General features: G+C 72.9%; 18 protein-coding genes. 11 read left to right on the top strand and 7 right to left on the bottom strand.

Going from position 1 to position 18218, the window contains the following annotated elements:
* The first annotated feature begins 163 nt into the window (after positions 1-163).
* Genes ACH4RC_RS07855 through ACH4RC_RS07840 form a run of 4 tightly spaced genes read left to right on the top strand, consistent with a single transcriptional unit; the run spans position 164 to position 5799 of the window.
* Positions 164-2707 (top strand): hypothetical protein, encoded by a 2544-nt coding sequence (locus ACH4RC_RS07855; protein WP_398196704.1) that lies wholly within the window; start codon positions 164-166, stop codon positions 2705-2707.
* 8 nt (positions 2708-2715) lie between these two features.
* Entirely contained in the window at positions 2716-4113 is a 1398-nt protein-coding gene (locus tag ACH4RC_RS07850) for a hypothetical protein (RefSeq protein ID WP_398196701.1), read from the top strand.
* Positions 4110-5171, top strand: coding sequence for a hypothetical protein (locus ACH4RC_RS07845; protein ID WP_398196699.1), 1062 nt, complete (start codon positions 4110-4112; stop codon positions 5169-5171). Before ACH4RC_RS07850 ends, ACH4RC_RS07845 begins: the two co-directional genes overlap by 4 nt.
* 16 nt (positions 5172-5187) lie before the next feature.
* A complete protein-coding gene (locus ACH4RC_RS07840; protein WP_398196697.1) occupies positions 5188-5799 on the top strand; it encodes a hypothetical protein in 612 nt (203 codons plus the stop codon).
* A 72-nt stretch (positions 5800-5871) separates the two neighbouring features.
* On the opposite strand, the gene ACH4RC_RS07835 is transcribed toward ACH4RC_RS07840, so the two are convergent.
* Positions 5872-6108, bottom strand: coding sequence for a hypothetical protein (locus tag ACH4RC_RS07835; RefSeq protein ID WP_398196694.1), 237 nt, complete (start codon positions 6106-6108; stop codon positions 5872-5874).
* 68 nt (positions 6109-6176) lie between these two features.
* Here ACH4RC_RS07835 and map point away from each other — a divergent pair, with 68 nt between their 5' ends.
* Together map and ACH4RC_RS07825 are read left to right on the top strand one after the other, a co-directional pair.
* Positions 6177-7052, top strand: a complete 876-nt coding sequence (gene map / locus ACH4RC_RS07830; protein ID WP_398196691.1) for a type I methionyl aminopeptidase — start codon at positions 6177-6179, stop codon at positions 7050-7052.
* 160 nt (positions 7053-7212) lie between these two features.
* Entirely contained in the window at positions 7213-7863 is a 651-nt protein-coding gene (locus ACH4RC_RS07825; RefSeq protein ID WP_398196688.1) for a heme oxygenase (biliverdin-producing), read from the top strand.
* A 58-nt stretch (positions 7864-7921) separates the two neighbouring features.
* On the opposite strand, the gene ACH4RC_RS07820 is transcribed toward ACH4RC_RS07825, so the two are convergent.
* Positions 7922-8560 (bottom strand): PhzF family phenazine biosynthesis protein, encoded by a 639-nt coding sequence (locus tag ACH4RC_RS07820; RefSeq protein WP_398196686.1) that lies wholly within the window; start codon positions 8558-8560, stop codon positions 7922-7924.
* Between the two features lie 131 nt (positions 8561-8691).
* On the opposite strand from ACH4RC_RS07820, the gene ACH4RC_RS07815 reads away from it, so the two are divergent.
* Positions 8692-9669: a hypothetical protein gene (locus ACH4RC_RS07815; protein WP_398196684.1), complete on the top strand. Its 978-nt coding sequence runs from the start codon at positions 8692-8694 to the stop codon at positions 9667-9669.
* 115 nt (positions 9670-9784) lie between these two features.
* On the opposite strand, the gene ACH4RC_RS07810 is transcribed toward ACH4RC_RS07815, so the two are convergent.
* Positions 9785-10516 carry a bifunctional DNA primase/polymerase gene (locus ACH4RC_RS07810; RefSeq protein WP_398196681.1) on the bottom strand — a complete coding sequence of 244 codons (732 nt, stop codon included), beginning with the start codon at positions 10514-10516 and terminating at the stop codon, positions 9785-9787.
* Positions 10517-10666: 150 nt separating this feature from the next.
* Between ACH4RC_RS07810 and ACH4RC_RS07805 the strand changes: the two genes are divergently transcribed.
* Entirely contained in the window at positions 10667-11533 is an 867-nt protein-coding gene (locus tag ACH4RC_RS07805; protein ID WP_398197839.1) for a glycerophosphodiester phosphodiesterase, read from the top strand.
* On the opposite strand, the gene ACH4RC_RS07800 is transcribed toward ACH4RC_RS07805, so the two are convergent.
* A complete protein-coding gene (locus ACH4RC_RS07800; RefSeq protein WP_398196678.1) occupies positions 11505-12176 on the bottom strand; it encodes a TetR/AcrR family transcriptional regulator in 672 nt (223 codons plus the stop codon). The genes ACH4RC_RS07805 and ACH4RC_RS07800 overlap by 29 nt on opposite strands.
* Before the next feature lie 119 nt (positions 12177-12295).
* Here ACH4RC_RS07800 and ACH4RC_RS07795 point away from each other — a divergent pair, with 119 nt between their 5' ends.
* Entirely contained in the window at positions 12296-12478 is a 183-nt protein-coding gene (locus ACH4RC_RS07795; protein WP_398196676.1) for a DUF6243 family protein, read from the top strand.
* Positions 12479-12574: 96 nt separating this feature from the next.
* Complete coding sequence (gene ddaH, locus ACH4RC_RS07790; protein ID WP_398196674.1) at positions 12575-13423, top strand: dimethylargininase; 849 nt, start codon at positions 12575-12577, stop codon at positions 13421-13423.
* A gap of 54 nt (positions 13424-13477) precedes the next feature.
* On the opposite strand, the gene ACH4RC_RS07785 is transcribed toward ddaH, so the two are convergent.
* The 3 genes from ACH4RC_RS07785 to ACH4RC_RS07775 are packed head-to-tail and all read right to left on the bottom strand — an operon-like array spanning position 13478 to position 16995.
* Positions 13478-14494, bottom strand: a complete 1017-nt coding sequence (locus tag ACH4RC_RS07785) for a small ribosomal subunit Rsm22 family protein (protein WP_398196672.1) — start codon at positions 14492-14494, stop codon at positions 13478-13480.
* A gap of 36 nt (positions 14495-14530) precedes the next feature.
* Complete coding sequence (locus ACH4RC_RS07780; RefSeq protein WP_398196670.1) at positions 14531-15712, bottom strand: serine hydrolase domain-containing protein; 1182 nt, start codon at positions 15710-15712, stop codon at positions 14531-14533.
* A complete protein-coding gene (locus ACH4RC_RS07775; RefSeq protein WP_398196668.1) occupies positions 15667-16995 on the bottom strand; it encodes a multidrug effflux MFS transporter in 1329 nt (442 codons plus the stop codon). Before ACH4RC_RS07775 ends, ACH4RC_RS07780 begins: the two co-directional genes overlap by 46 nt.
* A 104-nt stretch (positions 16996-17099) precedes the next feature.
* Between ACH4RC_RS07775 and ACH4RC_RS07770 the strand changes: the two genes are divergently transcribed.
* Positions 17100-18098, top strand: a complete 999-nt coding sequence (locus ACH4RC_RS07770) for a Gfo/Idh/MocA family protein (RefSeq protein WP_398196665.1) — start codon at positions 17100-17102, stop codon at positions 18096-18098.
* The last annotated feature ends 120 nt before the right edge of the window (positions 18099-18218 follow it).

The following is an 18218-nucleotide window of genomic DNA, read 5'->3' as shown; positions in this document are numbered from 1 at the left end:
TCGGCCTGGCCGTTCGGCCCACCCGCTCCCGGCAGCAGCGCCGGCACCGCCGTGGGCGTAGCGGAATCCGTACCCGCTCCCGCGCATGTTCCCTCGGCGTCGTCGGGTACCAGTCCTACTCTGAGTCACCACGGCCATCATGGCCGGACGGGGGGAACGCGCCATGAGCGATGCCGAGTTGTACCAGCACGCGAAGCGGCTCTTCGAGGCGGGGCCCGGGGTGCTCGTCCTGCACGGCGCCCCGGGGATAGGGAAGTTCCGGCTCGCGTCCGCCATCGCGGACCGGCTGCTCGACCGGCACGGGCGGCGCGGAAAGCGCCTGGAGCTGCGGATGGCGTCCGGGGTCATCAACACGCCCCGTTACAACCTGCTCGAACTGCTGCGGGAGCTGGACGCCAAGCTGTCCCGGCGTCCCTGGGAGATGGACGACCTCCAGCTCTGCGAGATCTACCGCGAGGCGACCCGGTACGAGCCGGTCGTGCTGCTGCTCGACGAGGTCGACCGGTGGGGCCAGGTGAAGGACTTCCTGCTGCCCGGCGGGGCCCGGTCGATCGTCATAGCGAGTGCGGAGGCGCCGCTGTCGGAGGCCGACCTGCGGGACAGCGGGCTCGCCCCCGACCGGATCCACCAGGTCCTCGTACCGGGGCCGGACCGCGCCGAGACCCGGAAGATCTTCCTGGCGGCCGGGCGCACGCCGTCGTCGCCGCGGGAGCGGGCCGCGGTCGAGGAGCTGATCGACCTGTGCGAGGACCGGCCCCTCGCGGTGAAACTGGCCGCCGGCATCTACCGGCACAATCCGGCGCGGTCCGCGAGCGACGTCGTCGCCCGGATGAGGCGCCAGTCCGACGAGGACGACGAGGACGTCGCGCGCAGGCTGCTGCGTTCGGTGTACGAGCAGCTCAGCGAGGACGACCGGCGCCTGTTCGACCTGCTGTCGCTGTCCACGCGCTCGACCGTGGAGCCGCTGTCCGGGGTGACGGTGGAGAGTCTGCGCGGCCGGGAGCGGCACCGGCACATCGAACCGGCCGCGCTCGGCGAGGCGGGCCTGTCCTCGCTGACCGCCTGGGGCCTGCTCGAGGAGATGGGCGAGCGGCGCTACCGGCTCTCCCCGTCCGTGCAGCGTTTCGCCGAGGAGCAGCTGTCGGGCCGCGACCGGCTCGACACCGGCGCCCGGAACCTGGCGGACGCGTTCCGGCTGTTCGTCGCGGCGATGCCGGCGCTGCCGGGGATGCCCCTGGAGAACGGATCGATCGCGCAGATCCTGGACCGGCCGCCGGACGACAAGAACCACGAGATGTTCATCCGCGTGATGGCCGCGGACCTGTGCGACCACCTCGTCCAGCAGCGCGAGTCGCTCGTCCTGACAATGCTCCTGCACGTCGTCGAGCGGTTCGGGGACGACGAGGCGCGACGCGTCCTCGGCCTCGCGGTGCACGGCGCCCTCGGTGTCCTGGACCGCAAGTCGGGCCATCTGGACGAGGCCAGGGACCGGCTGATGTGGGTGCGCGACCAGTACGCGGCGCGCGACTGCCTGCTCCTGGAGGTACGGACGCTGCGGCAGATCGGGGTCGCCTACTACCACGCGGGTGAGCTGCGCACCTCCGTGCACTACTTGCGCCGCGCGGTCGATCTGGTCGCGGGCGACCACCCGGAGCACGTGCGCGAGCGCCCCTGGGTGTTACGCGTCCTCGGCACCGCCTACATCGACCTGGGGCGTCTGGAGGAGTCCCGGCAGATCCTCACCGAGAGCGCCCTGCTGCACGAGCAGCACGACAACCCGCTGGGCGGCGCGTGGGCCCGCACCTTCCTCGCGGGCTGTCTGCTGCAGTCGGGCGAGGTGCGGGAGGCCGAACGGCAGCTGGACATGGCGCAGAAGGTGTTCGAGGAGCGCACGGCGGAGGAGTCCTTCGCGCGGGCCTGGGCCGATCTGATGCGGGGCCGGCTGATGTGGCGCGACCCGGAGTCGCGGGTGGGGGCCCTGGAGCGGATGCGGCGCTGCCACGAACTGTCCAAGCAGGTCGGTGAACCGCTCGGGATGGCCTACGCCAACCTCGAGGTGGGCCGGTGCAAGCGGGTGTCGGCCGACTTCGACGCGGCCCGCCGGACGCTCGACGCCGCCCACCACGAGTTCGCGCAGATGGGCAACCGGCTCGGCGTGGCCTGGGCCTCGTACGAACTGGCTCTGCTGCCCGACGCGCCGCTGCCGCTGGCCGAGCCGCTGCTCACGTTCGCGGCGGAGGAGTTCGAGGTCTGCGGCGAGCGGCTGGCCCTGGAGCTGACCCGGCGTCAGCAGGAGCGGGTGCGGCGGGGCGAGCGGCCGGACGCGGCGGACGTCCGGCGGATCGGCGAACCGGCACCGGAGACCGCCTGCCTGGTCACGGTGGACCGGATCGAGGACCCGCACGAGGAACCGGTTCCGGACCGTCCCGGCGCGCTGCTGTGCGTCTCCGTCTACCCCGAACTCGCGCTGCAGAAGGCGCTGACCTCCGGCGCGCACCCCAAGTGCCGGGTGCTCGCCATGGCGCAGGACGCGGACGTGGTGCCGGGGGCGCTGTCCCTCGATCCGTGCGAGGAGGCGTGGCCGATGCAGGCCACGTTCGACGTACGGCGTGACGAGCCCGGGGCGCAGGCGGTCCGGTTCGTCGTCCTGAACGAAGCGGCCGGGGCGCTGCTTCAAGACGTGGAAGTCACCTTGGACATGGAATGAGCGCTCCCATGAGTTCCCACAAGTACCCCGCACGCACTGACCGTTACGAGTACCGGGGAGCGCGCAGGCGCGCCCTGCGCACCAGGTACGAGCGCCGGACCCGGGCCGCCGACCTGATCGCGGAGCTCGACATCCGCACGCCCCGCGAGGTCACGCTCGCCTTCCTGCGCGATCCGGGGGACCGCAGCTACAGCTGCCGCCTCCTGTTCACCGACGAGCCCGAGCTGTCGTGGTCGGCCGCCTGCGGCCGCGATCAGCGCATCGACACCGTCCTGCGGGACCTGCGGACGGCCTGGGACGAGGCGATCCGCGCCGAGGGCTGGGAGCGGCGGCTCGATCTCACCGGCCCGGACGCGGACCAGTGGGACGCGGTCTTCCGGCGTCTCGCGGCGGCGGGCCAGGCGGCTTTCGAGGCGGTCTTCGTCAACCACGAGAAGCCCGCTCCGATGCGGGAGCTGGCGGAGCGGCTGTGCGCGCGGCTGCGCGGCAGGCGCTGCACCGTCGGCGTCTGGTCGAACGAGCTGTTCGCCCCGTGGGGGCTGCTCGTGCTGCCGCCGCTGCCCGCGTCCGAGGCGAACCGGGCGGCGCAGGAGCGCCGGGACCGCCAGGACGAGCGGGACCTCGACGGGGTCGTGGGCGCCGCCGGTGAACCTCTGACGCCCGCGCAGCGCTGGGGACCGCGGTTCCTCGGCTACCGGCATCTCATCGAGCACCGCAGCCTCCTGACCCACGCGCACTGTTCGGCCGCGTCCATCCCGCGCCGCAACGGCGCGCGGGCCGCGGCGCTGGCGCTGGTCCACCGGGACGCGCCGCCGGAGCACGCCGAGGTCGTCCGCGTCCTCGCGGACCACACGGACCTGTACGCGTGCGGATCCGACACCACCGACTTCCTCGCCCAGCTGCACTCGGGCACGTTCCAGCGGCAGATCATCTACGTCTTCTCGCACGGCCACGGCTACAGCACGGACCCGGCGCGGCTCTACCCGTCCACGCGCGGCGGCGAGTCCATCGGGGTCGGGCAGTTGCTCAGCGCGGTGGCGGGCGGGACCGAGGACCGCGCCGAGCCGCACGACGTGTGCGCCGTGCACCATCTGACGGGCAGCCCGCTGATGTACTTCAACGTCTGCCGGGCCGGGGAGTTCACGCCCGCCAGCGGCGACTCGGTGACCCGGCAGCTGAGTGAGCTGGGCCCGTCGTGCGCGATCACGCCCGAGCTGATCGCGCCCAAGGTCCTCGCGGTCGAGCACGCCCTGCGCTTCCTGGAACCGTTCCTGCGGGACGGCGTCGAGGTCGGCGCCCGCCTGCGCCATCTCACCCGCACCTTCGCCCGCGAGTACGGCACGCTGCTCGGGCTCATGTACGGGGTGAAGGGCCGCCTGGACACGCGGCTCGGGCCCGCGTCATGACCGCGCGGGCCACGCTCGCCCCCGTCTTCCTCGACCTGGACGAGCGGGGCATGCTCCGCCACCCCGACAGCGGCCGGCGGATCGACGACGACGCGGAGCTGCCCGAGGTGCTGCGGCAGTCGCTCGGCCTGCCCGGCGCCGCCACGGACCTGCTCGTGTTCGTGCACGGCTGGCTGACCCCGCCCGCCGAGGTGGAGCGGCGGCTCGCGCTGCTGCTCCGGCTGACCGAGCGGGTGTGGGCCGGGCGCCGGGCGCAGTACGGGCGGCTGCCGGACGAGCTGCGGCTGCTGCCGGTCGCGCTGCGCTGGCGGTCCCGCACCGGGTACCGCGAGGCGGTGGCCCGCGCCCACGACGCCTCGGTCGAGGGCCAGGCCGCGCATGTGCTCGCCGCGCTGCTCGGGTACCTGGACGAGCAGCGTGAACTGCCGGGGGCGGACGCGTCGTTGCCGGGCCGCGGCGGGCAGTACCTGCACTGCGTAGGGCATTCGTTCGGCTGCCGGTTCCTGTGCCGGGCGCTGCCCGAGGCGGGTCCGGCGGAGCTGAGCACGCGGGCCGAGCACGTCCTGGCCGGGCCGGTCCATGCCGACGCGCGCTATCCGTGGACGGTCGACTCGCTGCTGCTGTTGCAGATGGCGGCGGACCGCTCGACGCTCGGGCCCGGCGGCGCCTACGCGGACCTGTTCGCGCGGGCCCCGGTCAGCGGGCCGGTCGCCCTGACCCATTCGCGCCACGACCGGGCGACCGGCCTGTGGCATCTCCTCGCGGAGCGGCGCCGGGGCATCGGCACGGCGGGCCTGCGCAAGGCGGCCGTGCCGGTGCACCGCATCCGGATGCACCGGCCGCACGCGCCGTACACCGACGCCGACCTGCACCACCGCCTCGTCGACGTGAACGCCTCACGGGTCTTCCGCGGCGGCCGGCTGACCTTCGCCGGGGCCCACTCCGACCTGTGGCACCCGCACACCGCGCACCTCCTGCTCAGCCTGATGGACCGGGCCCGCGAGGCGACCCGTACGGGCGGACTTCCGGGGAACGGGCGGGGCGCGAGCGCCGGGTGAGGCAGGATGCGCGCCCATGGACGCCGTACGAGTAGCCCTGCTGCGTGAGGTTCTCGCCGGGACCGAGTGGCCCGCCGCCACCCGCCGGTTCGCCGGGACGCTGCGCACCTCGGTCGCGGCGCACGGGGGCGGGCTGCTCCTCGTGGGCTCCGCGACGTACGAGCCCTGGCATCTGGCCGCGCATCTGGTGGACGAGGCGGCCTGGTCGGGGACGCCCGAGCTGGCGCCGACCCTCGTCCGGCACGCGGCGCGCCCCGACGACCCGGCGCATCTGGCCGTCGGGCTCGGCCGGCTCGCGGCGGCCAGGCGCGGGGAGACGCTGCTCGTGGTGGCGCCGGACGCGGCGGGCGCGCCCCTCCTTGAACGGCTGCACGACGCCCGCCGGGCCGGGGCGACGGTCCTGGCCCTCGACTCGGGCCCGGCGGGCAACGGTGACCTGCACGCGATGGCCCACGACGCGCTGACCGTCCCCGGCGACACGGAGCTCGACCTCGACACGGTGCAGCACCTGGTCAGCGCGGCGGCCGGGGAGAACGGCGGCCACGCGACACGCAGCCGCCGCACCTTCCGCGACCGCCTCTCCCGCCTGGCGGACCACCTGACGTCACCGCCGCCCGCACGGTGGTGACGAGCGGATGCGGCCGCGCGCCTGCGGGCCGCCGCACGGGCGGGACCTCCCGCGCTGCTCGCCCCGGGCGCGCTATGCCTTGCCCTCGCCCTCCCCGGAGGCGCCGGCGTCGTGCCAGCGCGGGTCGTTCTCCCACTCCAGGTTCTTCTCCCGGGCGGTGGCCATCGCGTGTTCCGCCTCCTGGCGGGACGGGTACGGGCCGAACCGGTCCTTGGCGGGGCACTCGGGCCCCTCCTCCACCTTGTGGTGCTCCAGGCAGTAGAACCACTCGCCCGGCTTACCGACGGTCCGCTTCTTGAACAGGGCCACGGCCGACTCCTCTCCTGAAGAACGCTCAGGGCCATGGTCCCCCACGGCCGCTCGTTACACTCGCTGGCATGTCTGGCCAGCCGACGCAGTACTCGTCCCCCGTCCTCGTACCGGGGCAGCAGTCCCCCGTCCGTTCCGTCCCCGGGAACATCCGGCGCCCCGAGTACGTCGGCAAGCCCGCGCCGGCCCCGTACACGGGCCCCGAGGTGCAGACCCCGGAGACGATCGAGGCGATGCGCGTCGCGGGGCGGATCGCCGCGCGGGCGATGGCGGAGGCGGCGAAGGCGATCGCGCCCGGCGTCACCACGGACGAGCTGGACCGGATCGCGCACGAGTACATGTGTGACCACGGTGCCTACCCCTCGACGCTCGGATATCGCGGATTCCCCAAATCGCTGTGCACAAGCGTCAACGAGGTCATCTGCCACGGCATCCCCGACTCCACGGTGCTGCACGACGGCGACATCATCAACCTCGACGTGACGGCGTACATCGGCGGCGTGCACGGGGACAACAACGCCACCTATCCGGTGGGGGACGTGGACGACGAGTCGCGGCTGCTCGTCGAGCGGACCCGGGAGTCCCTGAACCGCGCCGTCAAGGCCGTGAAGCCGGGCCGCCAGATCAACATCATCGGCCGCGTCATCGAGTCGTACGCCAAGCGCTTCGGCTACGGCGTCGTCCGCGACTTCACCGGCCACGGCATCAACTCGTCGTTCCACTCCGGCCTGATCGTGCCGCACTACGACAGCCCGCACGCGACCACGGAGATCCGGCCCGGCATGACGTTCACGATCGAGCCGATGCTCACGCTCGGCACGCACGAGTACGACATGTGGGAGGACGGCTGGACCGTCGTCACCAAGGACCGCAGGCGCACGGCACAGTTCGAGCACACGTTGGTGGTGACGGAGACGGGTACGGAGATTCTGACGTTGCCGTAGCCCCGTCTCGCGTTTCATCAGGAGCCCGTCCCCGTCCTCGGGGGGCGGGCTCCGCGCGTTGCCGATCAAGAAAACGGGTAACTTTTTACCGACAGCCCGTCGGGAAAGCTGTTATGTTAGGCAAGGCTAACCTACCTAGACCCCGTCGGCGGAGGCCTTCATGGACCCCTCGTTCTCCACTCTCATCCGCACCGCCTCGCACGAGCAGCACACCGAGGCCGAGACGTCGACGTTCATGAGCGACCTGCTCGGTGGCGCGCTCGGCGTCGACGCCTACGCGCGCTACACAGAGCAGCTGTGGTTCGTCTACCGGGCCCTGGAGGGCGGCGTCGAGCGGCTCGCCGACGACCCCGTCGCCGGCCCGTTCATACAGCCCGAGCTGGAGCGCCTGCCCGAGCTCGAGCGCGACCTGCGGCATCTGCGCGGTGACGACTGGCGCGAGACGGTGTCGGCGCTGCCCGCCACCGAGGCGTACGCGGCGCGCGTCGAGGAGTGCGTCGCCTCCTGGCCGGCCGGGTATGTGGCGCATCACTACACCCGGTACCTCGGTGATCTCTCCGGTGGGCAGATCATCCGCGACAAGGCGGAGCGGACATGGGGGTTCGCTCGCAAGGGGGACGGGGTGCGGTTCTATGTGTTCGAGCAGGTCGGGAATCCGGCGGCGTTCAAGCGGGGGTATCGCGAGCTGCTTGACCGGATCGGGGTCGACGAGCTGGAGAAGCAGCGGGTCGTTGCTGAGTGCAAGGCCGCTTTCGCTTTGAACACGGGGGTTTTCAGGGCTCTGGGGGAGGAGTTCTCGGCGGCCGCTTAGGCGTTGCCGTCACGGGGCTCCGCCCCGGACCCCGCTCCTCAGCCGCCGGAGGGGCTTCCTAGGTGAGCCGGACTCTGCCTCCTATCTCGATCCAGCCCTCCGGCTGCGGTGCCGTCAGGATCTGTGAGCCGCGGCCCTGCGTGATGTTCAGGGCCCGGTCGAGGCGGGCCGTGAGGAGGAGCGCCGCCGCGCCTGTCGCCTCGTCCTCCTCGATCCCGTCGTCCCGGCCGGGGAAGGCGCGGGCCCGCACCCGGCCCGCGGCCTCGTCCTCCCAGGCCCAGGCGTAGATCCACTCCCCCGGCGCGGGCACGGGCAGAGCGCCGATCTCGGACGCCGAGCCGTACTGGCGCAGGGTGCGCGGTGGCGCCCACTCGGGGCGGGCCTCGATCCAGGTGAACTCCTCGTCGAGGCGGGTGCCGACGACGCCCGCGGGGACGACGAGTTCGGGGACGTCGAGCAGCCAGGCCGCGCCGACGCAGGGGTGACCGGCGAAGGGCAGGCGCAGGGTCGGTGTGTAGATGTCGAGGACGCCGCGCTCGGGGTCGTCGACGAACACGGTCTCGCTGAAGCCCAACTCGCCCGCGAACGCCTGCCGTTCGGCGCGGCCGGGCAGCAGGGCCCCCTCGCGGACGACTCCCAGCTCGTTGCCGTGGCGGCCGTCGGGTCCGCAGAACACGTTCAGTACGTCGTAGTCCACGGGGGCAGTGAACCATGCGAGGGGCGCTGTTTGTCGCCCCGGCCGGTCTCCTCTCCCGCAGGGCGGGGCAGTGGGCGTCTCCTCTTCCCGGTAGGGTTCGGCCCCGGGAAGGGGAAGGTGAGAACAACGTCATGAGCGAGGTCAGGATCGGGCTCGGCAGACCCGCCGCGGCGGCGGCAGCGGCGGTCGTGCTGTCCCTCACCGCGAGCGGCTGCGTGACCGTGCACGGGGAGCTCGAGGTCGTACCCACGACCACGAAGGCGCAGGCCGCACGCGCGCTGGACACGTTCGTCACCGCGTACAACAAGGCGGACAAGACGTATGACCGGGCGGCCGACGCCAAGTACGTCACCGGGGCGCTCGGCGCCATCGACGCGGCCAAGCTGAAGGCGGGCCGCGCGGTGAACCCGCAGGGCAACCCAAGCTTCAAGCCGCTGGAGCTCACCGACTCCCACTACACCATCCCGAAGAAGGCCGGCTGGCCGCGCTGGTTCGTCGTGGACAGCGCCAACAACCGGGTCGCGGACTCCCGCTGGGTCATGGTGTTCACGCGCGACGACGTCGACGAGCCGTGGGCCGTCTCGTACCTCACCGTGTTCCGCGGCGACACCTTCCCCGAGTTCAGGAAGGACGCGGACGGCTGGGCCGAGTCCGTCGCCGCCGACGACAAGAAGCTCGCGATGCGGCCGGCCGACCTGAGCAAGAAGTACGCCGCGTACCTCGAGGACGGCGGGGACGGGTTCGCGGCCGGGCCCGCCACCTCCGAGTGGCGCGCGGCGCGCAAGAAGAACGGGACGCGGCCCGGCCTTTCCACGCAGTTCATCGACGAGCCGCTCACGTCCGGCGACTACGCGCCGCTCGCGCTGCGCACCGAGGACGGCGGAGCGCTCGTCTTCTTCGCGACGCGGCGCTACGAGAAGCAGACCGCGTTCGCGGGCAGTGATCTTCCGGCCGTCAGCCCCAGCGTGAAGGCGTTGATGACGGGGGACGCGAAGCAGTCGGTGACGTACGGGTTCGTGTCGAACCAGACGGCGCACGTCGGCTCCGCCGGGGATGATGTCGAGGTGCTGAACCGGGTCGAGGGGATCACCACCGCCGAGGGGTCGTGACCCGGGGTCTGATGGCCGAGGGGGCTGTCCCGGGCGTCACGGGGCTCCGCCCCGGGCCCCGCTCCTCAATCGCCGGAGGGGCTTGCTCTGTCCGCCGGAGGGGCCCTGGCACGGCCTAACGGGGCCAGGCCGATTCGTAGTCGTAGTCCTGGTCCGCTCCCGCGTGGCGGGCGCAGGCGTCCGTCAGGGGTTCCAGGAGCGTCAGCGGGTCGGGCAGGGGGTGTTCGGGGCCGCGGAGCCAGTCGACCGTGCGGTCGCCGGGGAGGCGGGCCGGGGGGACCAGGACGTAGGAGCCGCGGCAGTGCCAGCGCATGCCCGGGTGTTCGTCCATGGTCTCGGGGTGGCAGTCCAGCTCGCAGGGCCACCACTCGTCCTCGTCCTCGGGCGTGCCGCGCGTCGCCGTGAAGAAGAGCATGCGGTCGCCGCCGGACAGGGCGACGGGGCCGACGTCGACGCCGGCCGAAAGGAGGCGCTCGAGCGCCTCGCGCCCGGCCTCGACCGGTACGTCCAGGACGTCGTGGACCATGCCGGTCGCGGTGATGAAGTTGGCCTGCGGCTGGTGCCGGGCCCAGCGCTCGATCTGCCCGCGGTCCGTCGTGGACTGGGTCTGCCAGGCGAAGGAGACGGGGTGGCGGCCGGGGGTCGGGCAGCCGATGCGGTTGCACGAACACCGGTAGTCGACGGGGTGGGCGGCCGGCGCGAGCGGCAGTCCGGCGGCAGCGGCGGCCAGCAGCAGGGACTCGCGGTCCACGTCCGTCAGGCTCTCCTTCGGACCCCGGCCCGACCTCAGCCACCGGGTGAACCTGCCCAGGCCCGAACGTGCGCTGTCACCGTGCTCCGCGCCCATCTATCCCCTTGCCACACCATCGCCGTCGAGCCGGGTGCCGGTTGATACCCGGACCACCATGGTCCCACCATCGCGCTTCTGTAGGGGCCACAGGGTGTCATTGCCCTATTTGTATGCATTTTCGGACCTACCGTGGTGGCCATGGTTGCCATGGCCACACTCGTCACGAGAACCGTGCCGGTCGCGGGGCTCACGGGCGCGCTGTCCCTCACCGCCCTGGCCCTCGCGCCGGCGCTCGGCCGGGGCACGGGGCCGCTCACCGTGGACTCGCTGCCCCGGATCACGTACACCGCGCACCGCGGCGGCGCCCTGGAGGTGCCGGAGAACAGCATGGCGGGCCTCGCCGCGGCCTTCGTCCGGGGCAGCGCGCGGATCCTCGACTTCGATACGAGGATGCTGCGCGACGGCACGCCCGTCGTCCTGCACGACGCGACCCTGGACCGCACGACCTCCGCGCGCGGCCCGGTGCGGGCGCTCGATCTGGCGGACTGGGCGGACGTACGGCTGCGGCCCGACACGTCGCTGCCGGAGCGCTGGCTTCCGGAGCGGCCGCCGACGGTCGCGGAGGTGCTCGACCGGTTCGGCGGCAGGACCGTGCTGATGCTGGAGGCGAAGGACCCCCGCTCCCTGACCGGGCTCGCCCGGCTCGTCCGGGTACGCGGCCTGACCCGCTCGGTGCTGGTCAACTCCAACAGCCCGGCCGTCGCCGAGCGCGCGCACCGGCTCGGCCTGGTCACCCAGTTGTGGCGCTCCGCCCGGCAGATGCGGTCCGACCGGCCCGAGCGCTGGGCCGGCTACGTCGACGTGCTGGACATGGACCACACGGCCCGCGACGCCGATCTTCTGCGGGCGGTGCACTCCGGGGTGGAGCACGTGTGGGCGCACACCGTGAACACGCCCGGGGACCGGGACCGGGTGCTGCGGCTCGGCTGCGACGGGGTCATCACGGACGCGCCGGGCCTGCTCGCGGCGACGGCGATGATCACAGCTACGGCTGCTGCCGCGGGCGGGCGCTGATCCCGTAGAGGGCGTACTCGACGAGGCGGTCGGCGTAGGCGTGGTCGAGCGGGCCCGTCTCCTGGAGCCAGCGCTGGGCGAGCGGTCCCGAGAACAGGTCCCGGGCGATGAGCGGGTCGACGTCCGCGCGGACCTGGCCCGCGTCCTGCGCGGCGCGCAGCCGGGCGGCGTAGAGGTCGAGCCCCGGCATGAGGAGCGCGGCGACGAACTCGCGGGCGAACTCCCGGTTGGCGACGCCCTCGGCGGCGAGCGCGCGGGCCGGGACGTCGAAGCGGGGGTCGAGGAGTTCGTCGACGGTGGCACGCAGCACGATCTTGAGGTCGGCCTCCAGGTCGCCGGTGTCGGGCAGGGCGACGGGGTTGAGCGGTACGCCGGGGTGGTGCTCGGCGGCGGCCCGCTGGTTCCGCTCGTTGAGGTCGATGAAGGCCTCCATGAGCACCTGCGCCTTCGAGCCCCACCAGCGGTAGATCGTCTGCTTGCCGACACCGGCGCGGGCGGCGATGCCCTCGATGGTCGTACGGGGGTAGCCGATCTCCCCGACCAGGGCGAGCGCGGCGTCGTAGATCGCGCGGCGCGAGCGCTCGCTGCGGCGGGCGGAGTCGGGAGCCGTCTTCTTCTGGGCGTGGCTGGAGGTAGCGGACATGCATCGAATGTAGCAGCGAACGAGGCGAGACGTACCGTCTTGAAAGTGGTTGACAAGACGAGACGTCTCGTTCAGAGTAGACCCCGTCAGCACATCGGACCGAAGGAAAGAGGCGGACCATGACCCGAGGTGGAGCAGGCGGCATGCTGGGCGTCGGCGGCACGCGCCGGAACCTGTCCCGCAAGGCGCTGCGCGGCGGCGGCCGGAGCGGACAGGTCGGCGGCGGCACCGATCCCGTGGCACAGAAGCGGGAGTTGATGCGCAAGTTGCAGGAGAGGCGCGACGCCGATCGCATCTCGTGATTCCGCACCGTGAACCACCCGTTCGGTTCACAGCCCGGAGGGCTCCTCCGACCGCACCATGGGCGCATCAGACCCTGCGGTTGTGAGGAGCCCTCATTGCGTGAGCCGTACCCCGGGTGTTCCGCCGAACGACGCGCCACACCCCGGCGCTACCTCATGTGCCCACCGGCACACTTCAAGGTCACCTACTCGATCAATCCGTGGATGGACCCGGCGAAACCCGTCGACGTCCCGCTCGCCGTCGCGCAGTGGGAGGACCTGCGCGACCGGTACCGCTCCCTCGGCCACACCGTCGAGGTGCTCGACCCGCTCCCCGGACTGCCCGACATGGTCTACGCGGCCAACGGAGCGACCGTCGTCGACGGCCGGGTGCTCGGGGCGCGGTTCGCCTACCCGGAACGGGCCGGCGAGGCCGCCGCCCACCTGGACTGGTTCCGGTCCCACGGATACGCCGACGTGCAGGAGCCCGTGCACGTCAACGAGGGCGAGGGGGACTTCGCCGTCACCGCCTCGTACGTGCTCGCCGGACGCGGGTTCCGGGCCTCGCCCCTCTCGCACGGCGAGGCGCAGGAGGCGTTCGGACGGCCTGTCATCGGGCTCGACCTCGTCGACCCGCGCTTCTACCACCTGGACACGGCGCTCGCCGTCCTCGACGACCGGTGCGACGAGGTCATGTACTACCCGCCCGCGTTCTCGGCGGGCAGTCAGGGCGTGCTGCGGCGGCTGTTTCCCGGGGCGCTGATCGCCGAGGAGTCCGATGCGGTCGCCTTCGGCCTGAACTCGGTGTCGGACGGGCGGCACGTGCTGTTGCCGCAGGCGGCCGTGGGGCTGTTCCCGGCGCTCAGGGAGCGGGGTTTCGTGCCTGTCCCGATGGATCTGTCCGAGCTTTTGAAGGGAGGCGGGAGCGTCAAGTGCTGCACGCTGGAGCTGCGGGCAGGGCTATAGCGCTGTTCGTCGGGCGCGGGTGAGCTGTGGCGGGTCGCGCGGTTCCCCGCGCCCCTAGCGGGGCCATTCGTCGCCCCAGTTGACATCGCGCGCCCGCTTGTACTGCTCCCCGTGCTTCTTCGTCACCGTTGTTCTCGTCAAGGTGTCCTCCCGCAGGCACAGGTCCAGGAGCACCTGGCCCTTGCGGATCTGGGGGCGGCGGATCACTCGGGACGGGGCCGGGGCCGGGGGGAAGCGGGTCGCCGCCACGTAGGAGAACTTCTCGTCCTCGTACGCCAGTGACCCGCCCTTGACCTGGCGGTGCAGGGAGGAGCGGCTGACCCGGGCCGAGAAGTGGCACCAGTCCTCGCCGGGGACGATCGGGCACGGGGCGCTGTGCGGGCAGGGGGCCGCGATGTGGAAGCCCGCCGCGATCAGGCGGTCGCGGGCCTCGATGACGCGGGTGTAGCCGTCGGGTGTGCCGGGTTCGATGACGACGACGGCCTCGGTCGCGGCCCCGGCGGCGGCGTCGACCACGGCCGCGCGGTCGGCGTCCGTCAGCTCCTTCAGGACGTACGAGATGGTGACGAGGGAGGTGGGGTCCAGGGGGCGGTCGGCGCCGATGCGGGCGCGTTCCCAGTGGACGTCCGACGTCAGCCGCGGGTCCGCCGCCGCGAGTTCACGGCCCAGGGCCAGTGCGGGTTCCGACCAGTCCAGGACCGTCGTCGGGCGCGGCGCGGGCCACACCGCTCGGGCCGCCCAGACCGCCGCGCCGGTGCCGCCGCCGATGTCCAGGTGGCCGGCGGGCGTCCAGTCGGCGGGCGCCGCGGCGGCGAGCGCGTCGAGGCTGTCGGCGACCGCCTCGAACGTGGCCGGCATCCGGTACGCCGCGTACGCCGCCACGTCCGCCCGGTCGCGCAGGATCGGCGCGTCGGTCGGGGTGGTGCCCCGGTAGTTCGCGATGAGCCGGTCCACGGCGCGGGCCGCCTGGGTGGGCGGCAGGCCGTCGAGGAGCCCGGCGAGCGCGGCGCGCAGGGTCTCGGCGGGCCCGGTGTGCGCGGTGGAGGACGTGGGGTGGATCGGGGCGTTCACCCGCACGATTTTAGGCGGCCGTTCCGGAGCGGGGCGTCAGGAGCCCGGCGGGCCCGTCACCGCGCGGGCGAGCCGGGTCGCCGCCGCCGCGCGCGGGCCGTTGTCGGCGGGGCGGCGGCGCGGGTGGACCGTGTTGGCGAGGAGGACGAGGAACGTGTCCGTCACCGGGTCCAGGACCAGGGACGTGCCCGTGAAGCCGGTGTGCCCGGCCGCCCCTGCGCCGGCCAGCTCGCCCATGAAGGAGGGCTGGTCGATCCGGAAGCCGAGGCCCGGCGCGGCCAGCATCAGGTCGACGAAGTCGGGGCCGAGGATGCGGGCCGTGCCGTACGAGCCGCCGTTGAGCAGGGTGCGGCACAGGACCGCCAGGTCGTAGGCGGTGGCGAAGAGGCCCGCGTGACCGGCGACGCCACCGAGCGCCCAGGCGTTCTCGTCGTGGACCACGCCGCGCAGCATGCCGCGGTCCGCCTTGGCCCAGGGAAGGCGCTGGTCCTCGGTGGCGGCGGCGCCGGGCCGCGGCCCGAACGAGGTGGCGGTCATGCCGAGGGGGCGGGTGATGCCGTCGCGGACGAGCCTGTCGAGCGGGCGACCGGTGAGGCGCTCCAGGAGGTGCTGGAGCAGCAGCATGTTCAGGTCGGAGTAGAGGTACTCCCCCGGCGGCGCCGACGGTGCCTCGGCGCGCAGCAGCGCGAGCCGCGCGGCCGCGTCCCGGGCCGCGTACAGCGGGAGTTCGGGGCGCAGGCCCGAGGTGTGGGTGAGGAGCTGGCGGACGGTGATGCCGTGGCGGGAGGCGGCGGTGAACTCGGGGAGGTAGGCGCCGGCCCGGGCGTCGATGCCGAGCGTGCCGCGCTCGATCTGCTGGACGGCGGCGATCGTGGTGAAGAGCTTGGTCAGCGAGGCGAGGTCGAAGACCGTGTCGAGGGTCATCGGGACGCGCTCCCCGGGCGGCAGCTCCACGCCCCGGCCGGTCTCCTCGTCGTACGCCGCGTAGCGCACCGCCCAGCCGCTGGCGGCCTCGGCGGCGAGGACCGGGCCGCGTCCGGCGAGCAGGACGGCGCCCGCGCACCAGGGGCGCGGGCCGTCGGGAAGCGCGCGCACGTCACGGACGAGGCGGGCGATCAGGTCGGTGCGCAGACCGGCCCGCTCGGGGGTGCCGTGGCGCAGTCGTGGGGAGCTCAGACCTCCGTCACCTCTCTCGTCGCTCTGGCCGCGTGCTGCCAAGGGCGGCACAGTGCCATGAAGGCGACGGCCGCCGCCAGGCCGCAGGCGAGCTGCACCACGGCCATCGGCACGGCCGTGCGCTCGCCCGCGATGCCGACCAGCGGGGACGCGACCGCTCCGATCAGGAACGACGACGTGCCGAGCAGCGCGGACGCGGAACCGGCGGCGTGCGGGGTGCGCAGGAGGGCGAGCGCGTTGGTGTTGGGCGTGGCGAGGCCCATCGACGCCATCAGGACGAAGAGTCCGGCGGCGACGGGGACGATGCCGAGCTCCTCCGGGTCGCCGAGCACTCCCGTGGCGACGAGGAGGAGGAAGGCGGCGGCGAGCACGATCAGGGTGAGGCCGACCGCGAGGACCTTGTCGAGGCTGACGCGGCCGACGAGGACCTTGCCGTTGAGCTGGCCGACCGCGATGAGGCCGATCGAGTTCAGCCCGAAGAGCAGGCTGAACGTCTGGGGCGACGCCCCGTAGATCTCCTGGATCACGAACGGCGAGGCGCTGATGTACGCGAACAGCGCGGCGAACGCGAAGCCGCCCGCGACCATGTACCCGGTGAAGACGCGGTCCGCGAGCAGGGAGCGCATGGTGCGCAGCGCCTCGACGGTGCCGCCGGAGTGCCGCCGCTCGGGCGGAAGCGTCTCCGGGAGGTACTTCCCCACGATCGCCGTGAGCGCGATGCCGATGACGGTGAGGACGACGAAGACGCCGCGCCAGTCCGTGACGCGCAGGATCTGGCCGCCGATGAGCGGCGCGACGATCGGGGCGACGCCCGAGATCAGCATCAGGGTGGAGAAGAAGCGGGCCATCGCGACGCCGTCGTAGAGGTCGCGCACGACCGCGCGGGCGATGACGATGCCCGCCGCACCCGCCAGGCCCTGGAGGAGGCGGAAGGCGACGAGCAGCGCGGCGTCCGGCGCGAGCGCGCAGATCGCGGTCGCGGCGATGTAGATGAGGAGGCCGATCATGAGCGGCCTGCGCCTGCCCCACTTGTCGCTCATCGGGCCGACGACGAGCTGGCCGAGCGCCATGCCCGTCAGGCACGCGGTGAGGGTGAGCTGCGCGGTGGCGGCGGAGGTGTGCAGGGCGCCGGTGACCTCGGGCAGGGCCGGGAGGTACATGTCCATGGACAGCGGCGGGACGGCGGTGAGGCCGCCGAGTACGAGGGTGACGAGGAGGCCGGTACGAACAGCCGCCTGCGGTACGGGAGTTGGGGTTCCGGCGTGGGTGACCTGCGGGGGCTTCCTGGTGTTCGTGGTGCTCCCCGTACTTCCGCTCTCCGCCATCCCGTTGCCCCTCGTTCCCTTTCGTCTCTCCCGGCCGTACGTGCGATTACCTATGCTCTCAGCTCGGCGGAGTGGTCGAGACCAACATCTGGGGTGGGCAAGAGATGGCAGCGGAGCGCGTGCGGTGGGGGATTCTCTCGACGGGCGGTATCGCCGCGTCCTTCACCGGGGCGCTGCTCGACCTCCCCGACGCCGAGGTCGCGGCCGTCGCCTCCCGCTCCGAGGAGTCCGCGAGAACCTTCGCCGAACGCTTCGGCATCGAGCGGGCCTACGGCGACTGGGCCTCCCTCGCCGCCGACGACTCCCTCGACGTGATCTACGTGGCCACGCCGCACTCCGCGCACCGGGCTGCCGCCGGGCTCTGTCTGGAGGCGGGGCGGGCGGTGCTGTGCGAGAAGGCGTTCACGGTGAACGCGCGTGAGGCCGAGGAACTGGTCACGCTGGCGCGTTCGCGCGGGGTGTTCCTCATGGAAGCCATGTGGATGTACTGCAACCCGCTGATCCGGCGGCTCAAGGCGCTCGTCGACGACGGGGCGATCGGCGAGGTCCGCACCGTGCAGGCCGACTTCGGGCTCGCCGGTCCGTTCCCGCCCGCGCACCGGCTGCGGGACCCGGCCCAGGGGGGCGGTGCGACCCTGGATCTCGGGGTGTACCCGGTGTCGTTCGCGCATCTGCTGCTCGGTGAGCCCTCGGAGGTCACCGCGCGGGCGATGCTCTCCGAGGAGGGCGTGGACCTGCAGACCGGGATGCTGTTGTCCTGGGCGGGCGGGGCGCAGGCGCTCCTGCACTGTGCGATCAATTCGGGTACGGGGGTGACCGCGTCGGTCACCGGGTCCGCCGGGCGGATCGATGTGCCGTCGGGGTTCTTCTATCCCGAGCGGTTCGTGTTGCACCGGGACGGGCGTGAGCCGGAGGAGTTCGTGGCGGCGCCGGAGGACGGGCCCCGGGATTCGCTCCGGCACGAGGCGCTCGAGGTGATGGGGCGGTTGCGAGCCGGCGACACGGAGTCTCCGTTGGTGCCGTTGGAATCGTCGCTCGGGGTCATGCGGACGCTGGATCGGGTGCGGGCGGCGGTGGGGGTGCGGTATCCCGGGGAGCGGTGACGCGTCTGCCCCGTTCTGCCCATTCCCGGGTGCGGGTTGCGTCGTGGCTGGTCGCGCAGTTCCCCGCGCCCCTGAGATGCGCACTGCGTGCGCCATCTCAGGAAGGCGCGTGGAACGCGC

Source organism: Streptomyces sp. NPDC016845, from assembly GCF_044332585.1.
In the GTDB taxonomy this organism is placed as follows: domain Bacteria; phylum Actinomycetota; class Actinomycetes; order Streptomycetales; family Streptomycetaceae; genus Streptomyces.
The sequence above is the reverse complement of the archived record's forward strand: the minus strand, read 5'-3'. Positions and strand labels throughout refer to the sequence as shown.

Coding starts and splice junctions, on each gene's coding strand:
- ACH4RC_RS07770 (WP_398196665.1), top strand. CDS start 17,100: ATGGCAGCGGAGCGCGTGCGGTGGGGGATTCTCTCGACGGGCGGTATC.
- ACH4RC_RS07855 (WP_398196704.1), top strand. CDS start 164: ATGAGCGATGCCGAGTTGTACCAGCACGCGAAGCGGCTCTTCGAGGCG.
- ACH4RC_RS07845 (WP_398196699.1), top strand. CDS start 4,110: ATGACCGCGCGGGCCACGCTCGCCCCCGTCTTCCTCGACCTGGACGAG.
- map (WP_398196691.1), top strand. CDS start 6,177: ATGTCTGGCCAGCCGACGCAGTACTCGTCCCCCGTCCTCGTACCGGGG.
- ACH4RC_RS07825 (WP_398196688.1), top strand. CDS start 7,213: ATGGACCCCTCGTTCTCCACTCTCATCCGCACCGCCTCGCACGAGCAG.
- ACH4RC_RS07840 (WP_398196697.1), top strand. CDS start 5,188: ATGGACGCCGTACGAGTAGCCCTGCTGCGTGAGGTTCTCGCCGGGACC.
- ACH4RC_RS07800 (WP_398196678.1), bottom strand. CDS start 12,176: ATGTCCGCTACCTCCAGCCACGCCCAGAAGAAGACGGCTCCCGACTCC.
- ACH4RC_RS07795 (WP_398196676.1), top strand. CDS start 12,296: ATGACCCGAGGTGGAGCAGGCGGCATGCTGGGCGTCGGCGGCACGCGC.
- ACH4RC_RS07775 (WP_398196668.1), bottom strand. CDS start 16,995: ATGGCGGAGAGCGGAAGTACGGGGAGCACCACGAACACCAGGAAGCCC.
- ACH4RC_RS07805 (WP_398197839.1), top strand. CDS start 10,667: ATGGCCACACTCGTCACGAGAACCGTGCCGGTCGCGGGGCTCACGGGC.
- ACH4RC_RS07810 (WP_398196681.1), bottom strand. CDS start 10,516: ATGGGCGCGGAGCACGGTGACAGCGCACGTTCGGGCCTGGGCAGGTTC.
- ACH4RC_RS07815 (WP_398196684.1), top strand. CDS start 8,692: ATGAGCGAGGTCAGGATCGGGCTCGGCAGACCCGCCGCGGCGGCGGCA.
- ACH4RC_RS07850 (WP_398196701.1), top strand. CDS start 2,716: ATGAGTTCCCACAAGTACCCCGCACGCACTGACCGTTACGAGTACCGG.